This window comes from Arthrobacter sp. C2, from assembly GCA_024207135.1.
In the GTDB taxonomy this organism is placed as follows: domain Bacteria; phylum Actinomycetota; class Actinomycetes; order Actinomycetales; family Micrococcaceae; genus Paeniglutamicibacter.
The window spans coordinates 1640867-1658264 of record CP042428.1 but is presented as its reverse complement, the minus strand read 5'-3'; the positions used below and the strand labels follow the sequence as shown (position 1 = coordinate 1658264).

The following is a 17398-nucleotide window of genomic DNA, read 5'->3' as shown; positions in this document are numbered from 1 at the left end:
AGGGGGAGCGGTGCACCGGCAACGCCGGTCCGCCCGCCCCCGGCACGAAACCACGGCCACGGAACTGGATCACTTCCAGACCCAACGGTGGGCGCCGATCCGCAAGGACCGGCGAACACCCCACCACATTAGACTTCAGAGAACTTAGAAGAGAGATAAGGACCATATGTCCAGCGAATCCTCATTCGGCCTCATGCGCATCGGCCTGGCAACTGCGGAAGAGATCCGCGGGTGGAGCTACGGCGAGGTAAAGAAGCCCGAAACCATCAACTACCGCACCCTCAAGCCGGAAAAGGACGGTCTTTTCTGCGAAAAGATCTTCGGTCCCACCCGTGACTGGGAGTGCAACTGCGGCAAGTACAAGCGCGTGCGTTTCAAGGGCATCATTTGCGAACGCTGTGGCGTAGAAGTCACCCGCGCCAAGGTCCGCCGCGAACGCATGGGCCACATCGAGCTCGCCGCTCCGGTGACCCACATCTGGTACTTCAAGGGCGTTCCCTCGCGCTTGGGCTACCTGCTTGACCTGGCCCCGAAGGATCTTGAGAAGATCATCTACTTCGCGGCCTACATGGTCACCGCCGTTGATGAAGAGCGCCGCCACGCCGAGCTGCCGAACCTCCAAGCCCAGCATGACCTGGAACGCAAGCAGCTGGTTGACACCCGCGACTCCGACATCGCCTCCATCGCCCGCGACCTCGAGGACCAGCTTGCTGCCCTCGAAGCCGACGGCGCCAAGGCAGCGGAAAAGAAGAAGACCCGCGACCTCGCGGACAAGACGATGGCCCAGGTGCGCAAGCGCGCCGACGCCGACATCGAGCGTCTTGACCAGGTCTGGGACCGTTTCAAGAACCTGAAGGTCGCTGACCTCGAGGGTGACGAAGGCCTGTTCCGTTCGCTGCGCGAACGCTACGGACTGTACTTCGAAGGCTCCATGGGTGCCGAAGCCATCAAGAAGCGCCTCGAGGGCTTCGACATGGAAGCGGAAGCCGAGATCCTTCGGGAAATCATCGAGACCGGCAAGGGCCAGCGCAAGACCCGTGCCCTGAAGCGCCTCAAGGTCGTCAACGCGTTCCTGACCACCACCAACTCCCCGTTGGGCATGGTCCTGGACGCCGTTCCGGTGATCCCGCCGGAGCTTCGCCCGATGGTGCAGCTGGACGGTGGCCGCTTTGCGACCTCCGACCTCAACGACCTGTACCGCCGCGTGATCAACCGCAACAACCGCCTCAAGCGCTTGTTGGACCTCGGTGCGCCGGAAATCATCGTGAACAACGAAAAGCGCATGCTGCAGGAAGCTGTGGACTCGCTCTTCGACAACGGCCGTCGTGGCCGTCCGGTGACCGGTCCGGGCAACCGTCCGCTGAAGTCCCTGAGCGACATGCTCAAGGGCAAGCAGGGACGATTCCGCCAGAACCTCCTCGGCAAGCGCGTCGACTACTCGGGCCGTTCGGTCATCGTGGTCGGCCCGCAGCTGAAGCTGCACCAGTGTGGTCTGCCCAAGCAGATGGCCCTGGAGCTCTTCAAGCCGTTCGTGATGAAGCGCCTGGTTGACCTCAACCACGCACAGAACATCAAGAGCGCCAAGCGCATGGTCGAGCGTTACCGTCCGCAGGTCTGGGACGTTCTCGAAGAGATCATCACCGAGCACCCGGTGCTGCTGAACCGTGCACCCACCCTGCACCGTTTGGGCATCCAGGCGTTCGAACCCCAGCTGGTTGAGGGCAAGGCCCTTCAGCTGCACCCGCTGGTTTGTGCCGCCTTCAACGCCGACTTCGACGGTGACCAGATGGCAGTCCACCTGCCGCTGAGCCCCGAGGCCCAGGCCGAGGCACGCATCTTGATGCTGTCCTCGAACAACATCCTGAAGCCGTCCGATGGCCGCCCGGTTGCACTTCCTTCGCAGGATATGATCATCGGTCTGCACCACTTGACCACCAAGCGCCTGGACGAGAAGGGCGCCGGTCGTGCGTTCTCCTCGGCCGCCGAGGCGATCATGGCGATGGACCGCGGAGAGCTGCACCTGAACGCACCGGTCAAGATCCGCGTGTCGGGCTTCGTCCCGTCCGCTGACCAGCCGGCTCCGGAAGGTTGGGTCGAGGGCGCCGAGGCGCTCATCGAGACCTCCCTCGGACAGGTCCTGTTCAACGAGACCCTGCCTGCGGATTACCCGTGGGTGGAGCGTGTCGCCGGCAAGGATGCCCTCTCGGACATCGTCAACGACCTGGCCGAGCGCTACCCGAAGGTTGTTACCGCGGCAACGCTGGACAACCTCAAGGATGCAGGCTTCAAGTGGGCCACCCGCTCGGGCATCACCGTTGCCATCTCCGACATCACCTCGAACATGGACAAGGCCACCATCCTTGCCCCGTACGAGGAGAAGGCGCGTCGTGTCCAGTCGCAGTACGACAAGGGCCTGATTGCCGACTCGGAGCGCCGCCAGGACCTGATCGACATCTGGACCAAGGCGACCGACGAGGTTGCCGCGGCCATGCAGGCCGGCATGGAAGAGCTGAACACCATCAACCGCATGGTGACTTCCAAGGCTCGTGGTAACTGGCTGCAGTTGCGCCAGATTGCCGGTATCCGTGGCCTGGTGTCCAACCCAAAGGGCGAGATCATCCCGCGTCCGATCAAGTCTTCATACCGTGAAGGCCTGTCGGTCCTTGAGTACTTCATCGCGACCCACGGTGCCCGTAAGGGCCTGGCGGATACCGCGCTGAAGACCGCCAACTCGGGTTACCTGACCCGTCGTCTGGTGGACGTCTCGCAGGATGTCATCGTGCGCGAGCAGGACTGTGGCACCAGCCGCGGCCTGACCGTGCCGATCGCCTACACGGACGAGATCGGCACCGTGCGCATGCACGAAACCGTCGAGAACTCGGCCTACACCCGTACGTTGGCCACCGATGTGACCGACGCAGAGGGCAAGGTGCTGGCCGCGGGCGGCTCGGACGTGGGCGACGTGCTCATCGACGAGCTGTTCAACGCCGGTGTCACCGAGATCAAGGTCCGCTCCGTGCTGACCTGTGAATCGGCCGTCGGAACGTGTGCACTGTGCTACGGACGTTCGCTGGCCAGCGGCAAGACCGTTGACATCGGTGAGGCAGTGGGCATTATTGCCGCACAGTCCATCGGTGAGCCCGGTACCCAGCTGACCATGCGTACCTTCCACACCGGTGGCGCTGCCTCCGCGGAAGATATCACCCAGGGTCTGCCGCGTATCCAGGAGCTCTTCGAGGCACGTACCCCCAAGGGTGTTGCCCCGATCTCCGAGGTTGCCGGTCGCGTGACCATCGAGGATTCCGAGAAGCAGCTGCGCATCGTGATCACCCCGGACAACGGCGACGAAGAAATCGCCTACCCGGTGCTGCGTCGTGCACGTCTGTTGGTTATCGAGGGCGAGTCCGTCACCGTTGGCCAGCAGCTGGTTGCCGGTGCGATCGATCCGAAGCAGGTCCTGCGAGTTCTTGGCCCGCGTGAGGCACAGAAGTTCCTCGTACGCGAAGTCCAGGAGGTCTACCAGTCCCAGGGCGTGGGCATCCACGACAAGCACGTGGAAGTCATCGTTCGCCAGATGCTTCGCCGCATCACCGTCATCGAGTCGGGCGAAACCGACTTGCTGCCGGGCGAGCTGGCGGACAAGGCACGCTTCCAGTCGGAGAACCGCAAGGCCGTCTCCGAGGGCAAGCGTCCCGCATCCGGTCGTGACGAGCTGATGGGTATCACCAAGGCTTCCTTGGCTACCGATTCCTGGCTCTCGGCCGCGTCCTTCCAGGAGACCACGCGTGTCCTGACCCAGGCCGCGATGGAAGGCAAGTCCGATCCATTGCTCGGCCTGAAGGAAAACGTCATCATCGGTAAGCTGATCCCGGCCGGTACCGGCCTGGATCGCTACACCCAGGTGAACGTGGAACCGACCGAGGCAGCGAAGGCTTCGCTGTTCACCGGGCAGTCCGCCTTCTCCACCGGCATGGATTACGAAGGTCTGGAGCCGGGCCTGAGCCCGGAATTCCACGCCATCGCCATGGATGACTACGATCTCGGCAACGATTTCCGCTAAGGCGTAGTTCTTCTTCCCGGCATCGCCGGGAAGAAGAACACGTAACGAGGCCGGCCCGTGCCGCACTTCCCGCTCCTTGAAAGAGGAGGCGGGGGAGTGCGGTGCGGGCCGGCCTTTTTCATGCCCAAGGGTGTCGGTGCCGTATCGGGGTTCGGGAACCGGGGCCTGGCCGCAAGTGACGGCGGCAGGTGTCCGGGGGGCGCGAGGGTGGCACGGTGGGAAGATGGTGCGGCATTGGATGTAATTGCACCCGGTGTTCGACTGGTGGTCCCCTGAACCGCACGCTTGCGGGGCAGTGCGTGCGGTCTCATTTCGCGGAATGATGCGGAATTTCGGACGCACGCGAGAACGACCATGGGATTGTGCACCTAGTGGACAACCTGCCTGGTGATGTCTTGGCGGGCGGAGGAATGGCGGCTGGTGCCGTGTGCTCCTGCATGGAACCAAGCGGCCTTGCCCCTTCCGTTCTGGGAGGCAGGCAACGTGAGAAGCGGCGGGCCAAGCCGTTTGACGGTTAGCCGATGGCCTTGGCGCTCGGGTGGAAGATCCAATTTCGGCGGAGTCGCTGTTCGGGATCAAGGGCCTTGTTCTGCAGGACGTAGGGGATCGAATTCACCACCACGATCTTGAAGTGTCCGGCGTGGAAGGAAGCATGGCATGCCGGGCAAAGAAGCGCGCTATTGGCCAGGTTGGTTTCGCCGCCTAGGTACCAGGGCTTGATGTGGTTGGCTTCGCAGCGATGCCCTGCCATGCTGCAGCCCGGATTGATGCAGCCGATGTCCCGCAGCATCATGGCCCGTCTTTGTGCGCGGTTGAAGAACCGTTGGGTTCTGCCGAGATCCAGGGGTTGCGACTCCGTTCCCAGTACGGCCGGAATGACGTTGGCGGAACAGGCGAGTCTTCGCGCGTATCCGGCCGAAACCAGATGGTTGTGGCTGGTGAGACCCGGGTCGTTCAGCTTCCCGATCAGGGAATCCCAGGAAATCGTCACGATCAATTCCACATTGGGTCTCATGGGCAGATCCGGCGAGGCTTCCTGGTCGCCGTCGGCAACGAAGCGCGCGGAATCGAACAGGAACCGGAGCAAGCTCCTTGCCTTCAACCGTTCCCGGGCCGCCGCCGGCGCCTCGCCGGGTTGGAGCTGCAGCTCGGGCATCTGGTCTTCGGCGGGTCCGGGCCGTCCAACGTCGGCAAACCCTGCTCACGGCCGCTGGTCTTCCGGCATGTCGGGGTCGACGGCCCACGCGGGGACCGGCGGTGCAACCGGGAAAAGCGACTCGTTCGAAAGGCCCGGAAGCTCGGGCTGCTCACCGGAAGATTCCCCTGACTGTTGCCCGTTGCCCTCTCCATCGGGGGGTGTGGTGTCACGACCGAATGCGGACCGCGGATTGGACAGTTGGTCCGATAACGTCTGGAGCATCTCATGTCCCCGGAGGTCGGTGCAGAGCTCCCAGATGAATCCGCGCGGCTGCTTGCCCTTGTAACGCAGTCCGATGTGGGCTTCCATCTCCGCCTCGCTGCGTTCCAGCGCGCTAGCGTCGAGTTCCGCGGAGATGCGCTTGAAAAGCTGGGCGGTGCCGGAGGGGTTCCTGTCCGCCAATGATTCGGCAAGCTGCTGCTCAATGGACTCGGCTGTTGCCGCGGGATCCTGCTGGGCATCGATGCCTGGTTGGAGCGCGAGCATTCGCCGGGCGGCGAGTGCGACCTCGTGGGGGTCGGCCGAACCGTCATTGAACACGCCGGCCAGCTGTCCAAAGTGCGGGGGGAGAACGGCACCGTTGAACCCTGCACGGGGGAGCAGCAGGTCGTGGACGATGACCCGGTGCTTGGCCTGGGCAAAGGAAAGATGCAGCTGGTCCTTGAGCAGATCGGTGGCGTCCTTGAACAGCATCTTGGTCCCGGGAGCGTTGCGATGGTCACCGGGCAGCGAGATGCTTCCCCCGATGAATGCAGCCAAGCCGCGGTGCGCTTCGTGAAGCAGGGCGAGGGGTTCTTCCCGAAGTGTGTGGGCCTCGGTTTCCTCGAGTTTCCCCGCCGCAACGATTTGGGCACGACCTGCTGTCCGGGCCAGGTCCTCGGTCAGCAGTGCCAGGAACACGGACCTGGCAGGAGACGACGAGACGGCGTGTGCGACGTCGTCGAGGAGGATCTTTTGCATGGAGTTCAGGACGGCGAGCAGGCGCAACTTCTCGTCCACGGTGGTTGCGGATGGGTTTGCATCCGGGCCTTTCGTGGACGGAGCCAGGATCTGCTGGAGACCAGCCAATCCGGCGGTCGCGAGTGTTGCCGTCGTCGTCATGCCATCCACCATGGACCTTTGCCGGGTCGAAATGTTGGGTCTGGGCGAATATGTGGATAACTTTCGGTGAAGTGGCGGTGGCCCCGGGGTCGGATGGGAAGTGAAGGGGATTGCCCGGGGCGGTCGAATGGAGGCGGAAATTAAGTGATGTGCGTTTCAGCGCAAGCGCGCGGGGAAGGTCTGGTGGCGGGAGGCAATGGCGGAATTACGGTGGTTCCTGGAGCGACGGGGGAGCGTGGCCCGATTCCGCGGGGATGGGGGGCTTCTCGGGAAGAGGCGCGGTGTCAGGGGGCGGGTGATCCGCGTGCTAAGCTTGAGCTAATTGTTTTTCATGTGTGGCAAATGGACACGGTCCGGGTTGCGGGTAGGTTGCGCAACAGATGCCACACTTTCGCACGCCTAGGGTCAAATCCGAAGTCGCTGTGATGAAACGACTATAAACGCAGCGTCTCCAAGCAGTTTGATTGTGGGTGGCGCCGCAGAACAAAGAAACCGGAGGACACGAAAGTGCCTACTATTCAGCAGCTGATCCGCAAGGGTCGCTCGCCGAAGGTCACTAAGACCAAGGCCCCAGCCCTTAAGGGCAACCCGATGCGTCGTGGCGTATGCACCCGTGTATACACCACCACCCCGAAGAAGCCGAACTCCGCACTTCGTAAGGTCGCACGTGTGCGTCTTGCCGGTGGCGTCGAAGTTACCGCTTACATTCCGGGTGTCGGCCACAACCTGCAGGAACACTCCATCGTGCTTGTGCGCGGCGGACGTGTGAAGGACCTCCCGGGTGTGCGCTACAAGATCGTACGTGGCGCTCTCGATACCCAGGGTGTCAAGAACCGTAAGCAGGCTCGTTCCCGCTACGGCGCCAAGAAGGAAGGTAAGTAATGCCTCGTAAGGGCCCCGCGCCACAGCGCCCCCTCGTCTCGGATCCGGTATACGGTTCCCCGCTTGTTACCCAGCTGATCAATAAGGTTTTGGTCGATGGTAAGAAGTCCACCGCAGAGCGTATCGTTTACGGTGCACTCGAAGGTGCCTTGGCCAAGAACGGTACCGACCCGGTCGTGACCCTGAAGAAGGCCATGGATAACATCCGCCCGGCCCTCGAGGTTCGCTCCCGCCGTGTTGGTGGCGCAACCTACCAGGTTCCCGTTGAGGTCAAGCCCGGACGCTCCACCGCGCTGGCTCTTCGCTGGCTCGTTGGCTACTCCAAGGCTCGCCGCGAGAAGACGATGATCGAACGTCTCATGAACGAGATCCTCGACGCATCGAATGGTCTTGGTGCCGCTGTCAAGCGTCGCGAAGACACTCACAAGATGGCAGAGTCCAACAAGGCCTTCGCCCACTACCGCTGGTAAAAAGCGTTTTGTCCGGTTGGCGGGATTGGTCATAGACCGGTTCCGCCAACGTCGCGGGCATAACCAACAAAGGGAGACATCGTGGCACAGGACGTGCTTACCGACCTAAACAAGGTCCGCAATATCGGCATCATGGCCCACATCGATGCCGGTAAGACCACTACTACGGAACGCATCCTGTTCTACACGGGTGTGAACCACAAGCTCGGCGAAACGCACGACGGCGGCGCAACGACCGACTGGATGGAGCAGGAAAAGGAACGCGGCATCACGATCACGTCTGCCGCCGTGACCTGCTTCTGGAACAACAACCAGATCAACATCATTGACACCCCGGGTCACGTTGACTTCACCGTTGAGGTTGAGCGCTCGCTGCGCGTCCTCGATGGCGCCGTTGCGGTATTCGATGGCAAGGAAGGCGTGGAGCCGCAGTCCGAGACTGTTTGGCGCCAGGCCGACAAGTACAACGTTCCGCGTATCTGCTTCGTCAACAAGATGGACAAGCTGGGTGCTGACTTCTACTTCACCGTAGACACCATCATCAAGCGCCTTGGTGCCAAGCCGCTGGTCATGCAGCTGCCGATCGGCTCCGAGTCCGAGTTCACCGGCGTTGTCGACCTGATGACCATGAAGGCTTTCGTCTGGGAGGGCGACTCCAAGGGTGACGTCACCATGGGTGCCGCCTACGAAGTCCAGGAAATCCCGGCCGACCTTCAGGAAAAGGCCGAGGAATACCGCGCCAAGCTGGTTGAGGACGTAGCCGAGGGCTCTGACGAGCTCATGGAGAAGTTCCTCGAAGGCGAAGAGATCAGCATTGCTGAGCTCAAGGCCGGCATCCGCAAGATGGTTGTCAACTCGCAGCTCTACCCGGTCTTCTGTGGTTCTGCCTTCAAGAACCGCGGCGTCCAGCCGATGCTCGATGCTGTCATCGACTACCTTCCTTCGCCGCTCGACGTCGAGGCCATGATCGGCCACGACCCGAAGAACGAAGAGATCGAACTGATCCGCAAGCCTTCCGAGGACGAGCCGTTCTCGGCACTTGCGTTCAAGATTGCAACTCACCCGTTCTTCGGCCAGTTGAACTTCATCCGCGTGTACTCCGGCAAGGCAACTCCCGGTACCCAGCTGCTGAACTCGACGAAGCAGAAGAAGGAACGCATTGGCAAGCTCTTCCAGATGCACGCCAACAAGGAAATGCCCGTAGACGAGGTCCACGCCGGCCACATCTACGCTGTGATCGGCCTCAAGGACACCACCACCGGTGACACCTTGTGCGATCCGGCACACCCGATCGTTCTTGAGTCGATGTCCTTCCCCGATCCCGTGATCTTCGTTGCCATCGAGCCGAAGACCAAGGGTGACCAGGAGAAGCTCTCGACCGCGATCCAGAAGCTTTCGGCCGAGGACCCGACGTTCACCGTCTCCCTCAACGAAGACACCGGCCAGACCGAAATTGGCGGCATGGGCGAGCTCCACCTGGACATCCTGGTGGACCGCATGCGCCGCGAATTCCGCGTTGAAGCCAACGTTGGCAAGCCGCAGGTTGCATACCGCGAAACCATCAAGAAGGCTGTGGAGAAGGTTGACTTCACCCACAAGAAGCAGACCGGTGGTTCGGGCCAGTTCGCAAAGGTCCAGGTCTCCTTCGAGCCCCTGGAAGTTGTCGACGGTGTCATCTACGAGTTCAAGAACGGCGTCACCGGTGGACGTATTCCTCGCGAATACATCCCTTCGGTAGACGCAGGTATCCAGGACGCCATGCAGTTCGGCATCCTGGCCGGCTACCCGATGGTGGGCGTCAAGGCGACCCTCCTCGACGGTGCCTACCACGACGTTGACTCCTCGGAAATGGCGTTCAAGATTGCCGGTTCACAGGTGTTCAAGGAAGGCGCACGCCGCGCCCAGCCGATCATCCTCGAGCCGGTCATGGATGTCGAAGTCCGTACTCCGGAGGAGTACATGGGCGACGTCATCGGTGACTTGAACTCCCGCCGTGGTTCCATCGCCTCGATGGAAGACGCTGCAGGCGTGAAGGTCATCCGTGCGACGGTTCCGCTGTCTGAGATGTTCGGTTACATTGGTGACCTGCGCTCGAAGACCCAGGGCCGTGCAGTGTACTCGATGACCTTCTCCAGCTACGCAGAGGTCCCGAAGGCAGTTGCCGAAGAGATCATCCAGAAGTCCCGCGGCGAGTAATCGTCCGGACCAAGAATTGGCCGTGACCCCGATCATCGGGTGAGTGGCCGCACGATGGGGCCGGTGCGGAGAAATCCAATCCGGCCCCGCCAGGCCAACTAACGGATCCCACGTTGGATCCCGCAGCTAACCACAATTTAAACATTTCACTAAGCCCCCAGTAGACTTGTACAAGTTTCGTCCGCGACCCGTGTGGACGAGGTACGTCTTCTGTAAACGTTTCTAGGAGGAACCTGTGGCAAAGGCAAAGTTCGAGCGGAACAAGCCGCACGTCAACATCGGCACCATTGGTCACGTTGACCATGGCAAGACCACGTTGACCGCCGCCATTTCCAAGGTGCTTGCTGACAAGTACCCGGATCTGAACGAGCAGCGCGATTTCGCTAATATCGACTCCGCTCCGGAAGAGCGCCAGCGCGGTATTACCATCAACATCTCGCACGTTGAGTACCAGACCGAGAAGCGCCACTACGCGCACGTTGATGCCCCGGGTCACGCTGACTACATCAAGAACATGATCACCGGTGCTGCCCAGATGGACGGCGCGATCCTCGTGGTTGCCGCCACCGACGGCCCGATGGCTCAGACCCGCGAGCACGTTCTGCTGGCCCGCCAGGTTGGCGTTCCCTACCTGCTGGTCGCACTGAACAAGTCCGACATGGTCGAAGACGAAGAGCTTCTGGACCTCGTGGAAATGGAAGTTCGCGAACTTCTCTCCTCGCAGGGCTTCGACGGCGACGAGGCACCGGTTATGCGTGTTTCGGGCCTGAAGGCACTGGAAGGCGACCCGGTTTGGGTCAAGTCCGTTGAAGCACTCATGGACGCCGTTGACGAGCACGTTCCGACCCCGGTTCGTGACCGCGACAAGCCGTTCCTGATGCCGGTTGAAGACGTCTTCACCATCACCGGTCGTGGCACCGTTGTTACGGGCCGCGCCGAGCGTGGAACCCTCGCCATCAACTCCGAGGTCGAGATCGTCGGCATCCGCCCGGTCCAGAAGACCACGGTTACCGGTATCGAGATGTTCCACAAGCAGCTCGACGAGGCATGGGCCGGCGAGAACTGTGGTCTGCTGCTTCGCGGCATCAAGCGCGAAGACGTAGAGCGTGGCCAGGTCATCGTGAAGCCGGGTTCCATCACCCCGCACACCGATTTCGAGGCCAACGTGTACATCCTTTCCAAGGATGAGGGCGGGCGTCACAACCCGTTCTACTCGAACTACCGCCCGCAGTTCTACTTCCGCACCACGGACGTCACCGGCGTTATCACCCTGCCGGAAGGCACGGAAATGGTTATGCCCGGCGACAACACCGAAATGTCCGTCGTGCTGATCCAGCCGATCGCCATGGAAGAGGGCCTCGGCTTCGCAATCCGCGAAGGCGGCCGCACCGTTGGTTCGGGCAAGGTCACCAAGATCACCAAGTAATTTCGACTTGCTGATCCCGGCCTAACGGCCTGGAGAAGGCCCCTGCCGCACTGTTTCGACAGTGCAGCGGGGGCCTTTTTCTTGTCCCGTGCAATGCCTTGTGTACATCCCTGCCACATATATCAAACGAATGGTCTGAATGGGGTACGCTGGGGACTGCGCACGGCCCGGTGCCGGGCAGGACGCGCATGGAAACAGCTGAAGGCGGGGAACCGGTATGGATGGGTTGGCGTTGATGGTGGTGGCCGCGATCATGTTCGTGGCCGGGCTGTTTGTCGGCAGGCAGGCGGCGGCGAAAAAGCTCGCCGCACGGCCTCCGGCCGACGGGACGACGGACCGCATGGCCTTGGCCGCGGCGTGGCAGCGCGGATTCGATGCCGCGACGCTGGCGGCCACCCGGCCGCCGGTGTCGGACGCAGAACCGCTGGAAGGTGCGGCGCCCGCTCCGGCGCCGGCTCCGGTTGGGCCTGCGCCCGCGCCGACCCCGGAGGCTTCCGAAGGTGTGGGGCAACCTGCCGGGATCCAGGCCGGGGCCCCGGCGGCCCCGGCGGGACCGGCGCCGTCCGGCCCGGCCGCGGCACCGGCCCGTGCGGTGCCGCAGCCACCGCCGGCAGTGGCCCCGGTCGACCCGCGCGTGCGGGCGCTGCGGAACATCAACATCACGCTGTACGTCGCGGCCCTGCTCATGGTTGCCGCCGCGTCGCTGTTCATCGCCCTCGCGCTGCCGGCCGCGGCCAAGGTCGTGGGCCTGGGCGTCGTCGCGGCGGGCTTCTACGTCGTCGGGCTCGTCATGCATGCCCGCAGCGAACGGCTCCGCCCGGCCGCGGCGGCCTTCACCGCCACCGGCCTGGCGCTGGTCCCGATGACCGGACTGGCCCACTACCTGCTGCTCTCCACCACCCCCGGCGCCAGCTGGTTCACCACCTCCCTGGTGGGCACGGCGGCCTTCATTTTCGCCGCGGGGCGGCTGCAGTCCAAGGTCGTCGCCGGCCTGGCCACCACCTTCCTGGTGTCCACCGCCTACTCCGGCGGCGCGGTGCTCAACCGCGGCCTGATTTTCTACTTCCTGTTCAGCATGCTGCTGGCCGCGGCGATCACCCTGGTGGGCCTGAAGCGGCCACGCTGGATCTCCAACATCTACCTGGCATCCTTCACCGTCGCCCACCGCTACCTGGTGCCCGCGACGCTGGCGGCCGCCGTCTTCTCCGCGGCCGTGCTCGATGCCGTCGACTACGGGTGGCTCTTCACCGCCGCCGCGCTCTACTACGCAGTCGCGCTGGCGGCCGGCCCGCGGGCCGAGCGGTTCGGGCACCAACTCGCGGCGCGCGCCGCCGCGCTGGTCGCCATCGCCTGCTTCCTGCACGTGGCCGACGTGCCCGCCACCGTCCTCTGGCGCATCTTGGCCGCGCTGCTACTCGTCCAGGTGGTGCTGCTGGCCCGGTTCACCGCGGCCTACCGACGCACCACGGGCCTGGGCCGGGGGATCGTGCACAGCGAGGCGTGGATCCTGCTCGTGATCGCCGGCGCCTGCACCATGTTGGGCGCCGAGGGACTGCTCTCCGGGATCTGGCCGGGCGGGAAGGCCGCCGGGCTGGACCTTAACTGGGCGCTGGCCGTGCTGCTGGCAGCCGGCGTCTATGCCGGGGTCAGGTTCGGCGGGAATTTCCGCTGGGTGCCGTTGGGCGCCGCGGTGCTGGGTGCCGTCGAGCCGTCGGCGCTGAACCTGGGGCGTCAGGGAATCCTGGTCGCCGCCGCCGCGCTGGCCACCTGGGCGCTGGCGCGCCGGGCGGGCGGGCGCGAGCGGCAGGCCCTGCACTGGGCCGCCCGGATCGCGACGGTTGTCGCCGCCGGGGCGCTGGTATCCCTCGCGGCCTCCGGCTGGGTGCTGCGGCCGCGCTTCCACCGCTTGCCCACCGAGGTCCCCGGCGCCGCCTTGTTGCTGGAGCGGTCCGTCGAGGTCGCGTCCTGGGTCGGGGTCGGCCTGGCTGTGCTGGTGCAGCTCGCGTTGGCCGCCCGGAACCTGCGGCGGGCCGGGCGGACCGCGCAGCCCGGTGCGGAAACGCGTTTCGGCATGGCCGGGGAATCGGTGATCTTCACCGGGTCCGTGCTGCTGGCCGCGGTCGCCGCCTGGACGGTCTCGGGGCTGCTGCGCCGGGGAAGCCAGGGGCTGGCCGCGGACGTGCAGGACTTGGGCCTGGGCTGGAGCGCCGCGCTGTGGCTGAGCCACCCGTGGGGACTGGTGCTGGCCTGGCTGCTGCTGGGTGCCGGACTGCTCGGCGCCACCGCGGTGCTGGGGCACCGCCGCCCGGTTCCGGGCGGTCCGCGGAACACCGTCACCGCGGAAGCGAACCGGCCGCACCTGGTGGTGCAAGCCGGCGGGCTGCTGGCCCTGGCCGCCGGGCTGGGCCTGGTGGCGGGGCGCAACCCGGACTGGCTGGTGGAGATCGCGGCGCTGGCCGGCCTCGCCTACGCGGGCATTCGCATCCTGGCCGCCACCGGGACGGCCGGCAGGATCGGCTACGCACTGTTGGCCCAGGCACTGTACTCCGGCACCGCGTGGCACATCGCCGACCGCTTCGCCATGGACGTGCACGGGCAGTACGCGCTGTTTGCCTTCACCGTGGCCTCCGCGCAGGGGGCGCGGGCCTACCTGGGCCGCAATTCCGCGGCACGCAAGCCGTCCGATCCACGCTCGCTGATGACCCTTGCCGCGGTTGCCGTGTTGCTGCTGGTCCCGTTCGCCTACCTGGTCTCCGGGCCCCGCGGCCTGGACCAGGCCGCGCTGCTGGTCCAGTTCCTGTGCCTGCTGGCCTTCTCCGCCCTGGTCGCCGTGACCCGCGCACGCAAGGACGCGGGATTCGCGTACGTCGCGATCCCCGCCGCGCTGGGACTGCTGGGGCTGGTGCTGGCACCGGCCAACGGGCAGTCGCTGCGCGGCGGGGGATGGCTGCCGGAGCCGCTGTGGAACAACGACGTGGCGTTCGCGATCCTCGCGGTGCTGCTCATCGGCCTGCTGGTGGCCGAGCGGCGCACCGCCGGGGGGAAGGAACTCCGCTGGGTGCGGGCGGGGGTGGCGCTGCTCTACGCGGCGGCGCTCTTCGGCTTGCACGACGCCGCCGAACCCGGCTGGCAGGTCGCGGCCGGGCTGCTGGGTGCCGCCGCGCTGCTGGTCTTTTCCGCGACCCGCGGCATCCCGCTGCTGTTGCTGGGCAGTGCGGCGCTGGTGCTGCTCGCCGCGCTGCGCGGAACCGAATTCATCCACGTGCTGGCCGGGCAGCAGGGGAGCGAGCCGCTGGACACCATGCTCGCGCTCGGTGCAACCTGCGTGGTGCTGCTGGTCGCCGCGATCTTCGGCGACCGCTTTGGCGGCGACGGCGTGCCGTTCTCCGCGGTCCTGCGGCGCACCGCAGGCTGGGGCCCGGCCCACGGGCGGGTGCTCTTCAGCTCCTCGCTGGCCGCACTGGGCATCGGCGGGCTGATCGGCCTGGCCGCAGACGCCGACCGGTACGTCTACGCCGGGGCCGCGATGCTGCTGGCGGCCGTCTTTGCCGCGGCGGCCCTCGAGGTTCCGCTGGTCCGCCGCGAAACGGGTTACGAGGCGGCGGCGCTGGTGGGCGCCGCGGTCATCCAGCGCTGCTGGTGGGTCGCCGTCGGCGGCACCGGCACGTTTGCCGCGCTCTACTACTGGATCATCGTGCTCGGGGTGCTGGCCGCCTACGAGTACACGCGCAAGCGCGAGCGGAACGGCACGCTCGTGCTGGGCACCGCGGCCGGAGTGCTCTCGCTGGTCGGTCTCGGGACGGTCTTTTCCTCCACGCTGGGCCAGCAGTTGCTGGTCTTGTTGACCTTTACCGCATTGCTGGTTTTCGGCCTGGTGACCAACCGGAGGATCTTCACCGTGTGGGGAGCCGTCGGGGTCGGCGTCGCGGTGCTGTGGTTCCTGCGCGGCTTTACGTTCCTGTTGCTGCTGCTGATCGCGGCGGGCCTGATCGCGCTGGCCCTGTGGAGGCTGGGCCGGATGAACCGGACCCCGGACTCCCACGGCCTGCCCGGTCACGGGCAACCACCGGCGGGGCCCGCGGCGCCCGGGGACGGACAGCCGAACGCCGAACACCCGTGGGCCGAAGTCACGACGGACGGCTTCGCGGGGCCAGGGCCGGAACCGGAGCAGCAAGAAACCGGCCAGGGACGGCCGGGCCAAGGGATGCCGGGAACCCCGGCGGACCAAGGACAGGCACCGGCACGGCTCACGGGCATGCCATGGATGAAGCCTCCGGCCGATGACGGCGGCGGCGGCGACCGGGGCTGAGCGGGAAACGCCGGGGGTGATCGCGCAATCGGCCCGGTCTCCGCAGTGACCTCGGTGCCGCCAGCGGCTAGGCTGGTCCCATGAAGTTCTTGATAGTCCTGCTGATCGTTGTGGTGGTGGTTGTGGTCGTGATGCGCTTGCGCACGCAATTCTCGAAGGAGATCGACCGGGCCAAGGAAATCCGCCGGGCCAACCGCGACGAGTAGCCGCGGCACCGCGACGAGGCCGGTCGGTGAGCTTGCTCACGCGACGAGAGGGCAGCGGCCCCGTCAGCGTCGGCGGCCGGGAGAGGGATCACCGAAATACCGGTGTTTTCATCCTCCGGCCCAGGCGCGCCGGCGCTTCCGCGTGGTGGCCGCGACGATTGGTCGCCGGAGCCGGAACCATCAAAGATTTGGTGTTTGGGCCCGGAACCTGACACACTAGACAAGTTGTTCGTGAGCATTTCCATGGTTCATGTCTGCTGATCGGGAAACCGACACCGGGATATGGATTTTTTCTACCGAGATTGTGTCTCACCCGGGATAATGCCCGGGGCTGGGGAGCAATACAACCGAAATTCCTGGAAACACGAACAATGTCCCCCAAGGTTTTTACGGGTTCGGTGTCGCTGAAAAGTGCGACACGCCCGACCGCGGGGGTCGGGCTTCGGCGGATTGAGGAACCCGGATTTATTCGGATTCAGTTCGATGCGAGGCGTGCCGGTCCCGAAAGGGGCCCGTAGGGCACAGTAACTGTACAGAGAGTGCTAATTAGAAAGAGGCATCAAGCCATGGCGGGACAAAAAATCCGCATCCGGCTGAAGTCGTATGACCACGAGGTCATTGACGTTTCTGCCCGGAAGATCGTTGAGACGGTGACGCGCGCTGGCGCGACCGTAGTCGGCCCAGTGCCGCTCCCAACGGAAAAGAACGTGTACTGCGTTATCCGTTCGCCCCACAAGTACAAAGACAGCCGTGAGCACTTTGAAATGCGCACGCACAAGCGTCTGATCGACATCATCGATCCGACCCCGAAGGCCGTAGATTCGCTGATGCGTCTTGACCTGCCGGCGGATGTCAACATCGAAATCAAGCTCTAAGGGGAGGTGGCGAGAAAACTATGACCGCAACCCGTAACGTAAAGGGCCTGCTGGGCACGAAGCTCGGCATGACCCAGGTTTGGGACGAGAACAACAACCTCATCCCGGTAACCGTTGTACAGGCCGACAGCAATGTCGTCACTCAGCTGCGCAACGCCGAGCGCGATGGCTACACCGCGGTTCAGATCGGCTACGGCCAGATCGACCCGCGCAAGGTCACCCAGCCGCTCGCCGGCCACTTCGAGGCAGCAGGGGTCACCCCGCGCCGCCACGTCGTTGAGCTGCGCACTGCCGACGCCGATTCCTACGCCGCAGGCCAGGAACTGACCGTCGAAATCTTCGCCGCCGGCCAGAAGGTCGACGTCGTTGGAACTTCCAAGGGTAAGGGCTTCGCCGGCGTCATGAAGCGCCACGGCTTCCACGGTGCTCCGGCATCGCACGGTGCTCACAAGAACCACCGTAAGCCGGGCTCCATCGGCGGCGCATCGACCCCGGGCCGTGTGTTCCAGGGCCAGAAGATGGCCGGTCGCATGGGCGCCGAGCGCGTCACCACGCAGAACCTCACCGTTCACGCTGTGGATGCCGAGAAGAACCTCCTGCTGATCAAGGGTGCCGTTCCAGGCGCTCGCGGCCGCGTCGTACTCGTGCGCACCGCTGTGAAGGGAGCATAACTAA

11 protein-coding genes are annotated in these 17398 nt (G+C 64.6%); 9 read left to right on the top strand and 2 right to left on the bottom strand.

The genetic code is table 11. The features are described from left to right. Positions 1 to 166: 166 nt before the first annotated feature. Positions 167 to 4060, top strand: coding sequence for a DNA-directed RNA polymerase subunit beta' (locus FPY90_RS07755; protein WP_498684843.1), 3894 nt, complete (start codon positions 167 to 169; stop codon positions 4058 to 4060). Between the two features lie 514 nt (positions 4061 to 4574). Here the strand turns inward: FPY90_RS07755 and FPY90_RS07750 are convergent. Both FPY90_RS07750 and FPY90_RS07745 read right to left on the bottom strand, forming a co-directional pair. Then, positions 4575 to 5216: an HNH endonuclease signature motif containing protein gene (locus tag FPY90_RS07750; protein WP_498684842.1), complete on the bottom strand. Its 642-nt coding sequence runs from the start codon at positions 5214 to 5216 to the stop codon at positions 4575 to 4577. A gap of 45 nt (positions 5217 to 5261) precedes the next feature. Then, positions 5262 to 6359 (bottom strand): hypothetical protein, encoded by a 1098-nt coding sequence (locus FPY90_RS07745; protein WP_498684840.1) that lies wholly within the window; start codon positions 6357 to 6359, stop codon positions 5262 to 5264. Between the two features lie 507 nt (positions 6360 to 6866). Between FPY90_RS07745 and rpsL the strand changes: the two genes are divergently transcribed. From rpsL to rplC, 8 genes are all read left to right on the top strand, one after another. Continuing rightward, positions 6867 to 7241: a 30S ribosomal protein S12 gene (gene rpsL, locus FPY90_RS07740; RefSeq protein WP_007271021.1), complete on the top strand. Its 375-nt coding sequence runs from the start codon at positions 6867 to 6869 to the stop codon at positions 7239 to 7241. Continuing rightward, complete coding sequence (gene rpsG, locus FPY90_RS07735) at positions 7241 to 7711, top strand: 30S ribosomal protein S7 (RefSeq protein WP_071212929.1); 471 nt, start codon at positions 7241 to 7243, stop codon at positions 7709 to 7711. The genes rpsL and rpsG overlap by 1 nt, the downstream gene beginning before the upstream one ends. A gap of 81 nt (positions 7712 to 7792) precedes the next feature. Beyond that, entirely contained in the window at positions 7793 to 9907 is a 2115-nt protein-coding gene (fusA, locus tag FPY90_RS07730) for an elongation factor G (protein WP_071212930.1), read from the top strand. A 235-nt stretch (positions 9908 to 10142) separates the two neighbouring features. Further along, a complete protein-coding gene (gene tuf, locus FPY90_RS07725) occupies positions 10143 to 11333 on the top strand; it encodes an elongation factor Tu (RefSeq protein ID WP_498684835.1) in 1191 nt (396 codons plus the stop codon). A gap of 217 nt (positions 11334 to 11550) precedes the next feature. Next, positions 11551 to 15642: a hypothetical protein gene (locus FPY90_RS07720; protein WP_498684833.1), complete on the top strand. Its 4092-nt coding sequence runs from the start codon at positions 11551 to 11553 to the stop codon at positions 15640 to 15642. An 80-nt stretch (positions 15643 to 15722) separates the two neighbouring features. Further along, positions 15723 to 15848 (top strand): hypothetical protein, encoded by a 126-nt coding sequence (locus FPY90_RS07715; RefSeq protein WP_286135228.1) that lies wholly within the window; start codon positions 15723 to 15725, stop codon positions 15846 to 15848. Positions 15849 to 16414: 566 nt separating this feature from the next. Beyond that, on the top strand, positions 16415 to 16723 hold the full coding sequence (rpsJ, locus tag FPY90_RS07710; RefSeq protein ID WP_003803825.1) for a 30S ribosomal protein S10: 309 nt from the start codon (positions 16415 to 16417) through the stop codon (positions 16721 to 16723). 20 nt (positions 16724 to 16743) lie between these two features. After that, the gene (gene rplC, locus FPY90_RS07705) at positions 16744 to 17394 is read left to right on the top strand and encodes a 50S ribosomal protein L3 (protein WP_071212933.1); all 651 of its coding nucleotides are present in this window, start codon (positions 16744 to 16746) and stop codon (positions 17392 to 17394) included. Positions 17395 to 17398: the final 4 nt, after the last annotated feature.

What these genes read in the sequence shown, in the direction of transcription:
- FPY90_RS07755 (WP_498684843.1), top strand. Translation starts at nt 167, where the DNA reads ATGTCCAGCGAATCCTCATTCGGCCTCATGCGCATCGGCCTGGCAACT.
- FPY90_RS07750 (WP_498684842.1), bottom strand. Translation starts at nt 5,216, where the DNA reads ATGCCCGAGCTGCAGCTCCAACCCGGCGAGGCGCCGGCGGCGGCCCGG.
- FPY90_RS07745 (WP_498684840.1), bottom strand. Translation starts at nt 6,359, where the DNA reads ATGACGACGACGGCAACACTCGCGACCGCCGGATTGGCTGGTCTCCAG.
- rpsG (WP_071212929.1), top strand. Translation starts at nt 7,241, where the DNA reads ATGCCTCGTAAGGGCCCCGCGCCACAGCGCCCCCTCGTCTCGGATCCG.
- FPY90_RS07720 (WP_498684833.1), top strand. Translation starts at nt 11,551, where the DNA reads ATGGATGGGTTGGCGTTGATGGTGGTGGCCGCGATCATGTTCGTGGCC.
- FPY90_RS07715 (WP_286135228.1), top strand. Translation starts at nt 15,723, where the DNA reads ATGAAGTTCTTGATAGTCCTGCTGATCGTTGTGGTGGTGGTTGTGGTC.
- rpsJ (WP_003803825.1), top strand. Translation starts at nt 16,415, where the DNA reads ATGGCGGGACAAAAAATCCGCATCCGGCTGAAGTCGTATGACCACGAG.
- rplC (WP_071212933.1), top strand. Translation starts at nt 16,744, where the DNA reads ATGACCGCAACCCGTAACGTAAAGGGCCTGCTGGGCACGAAGCTCGGC.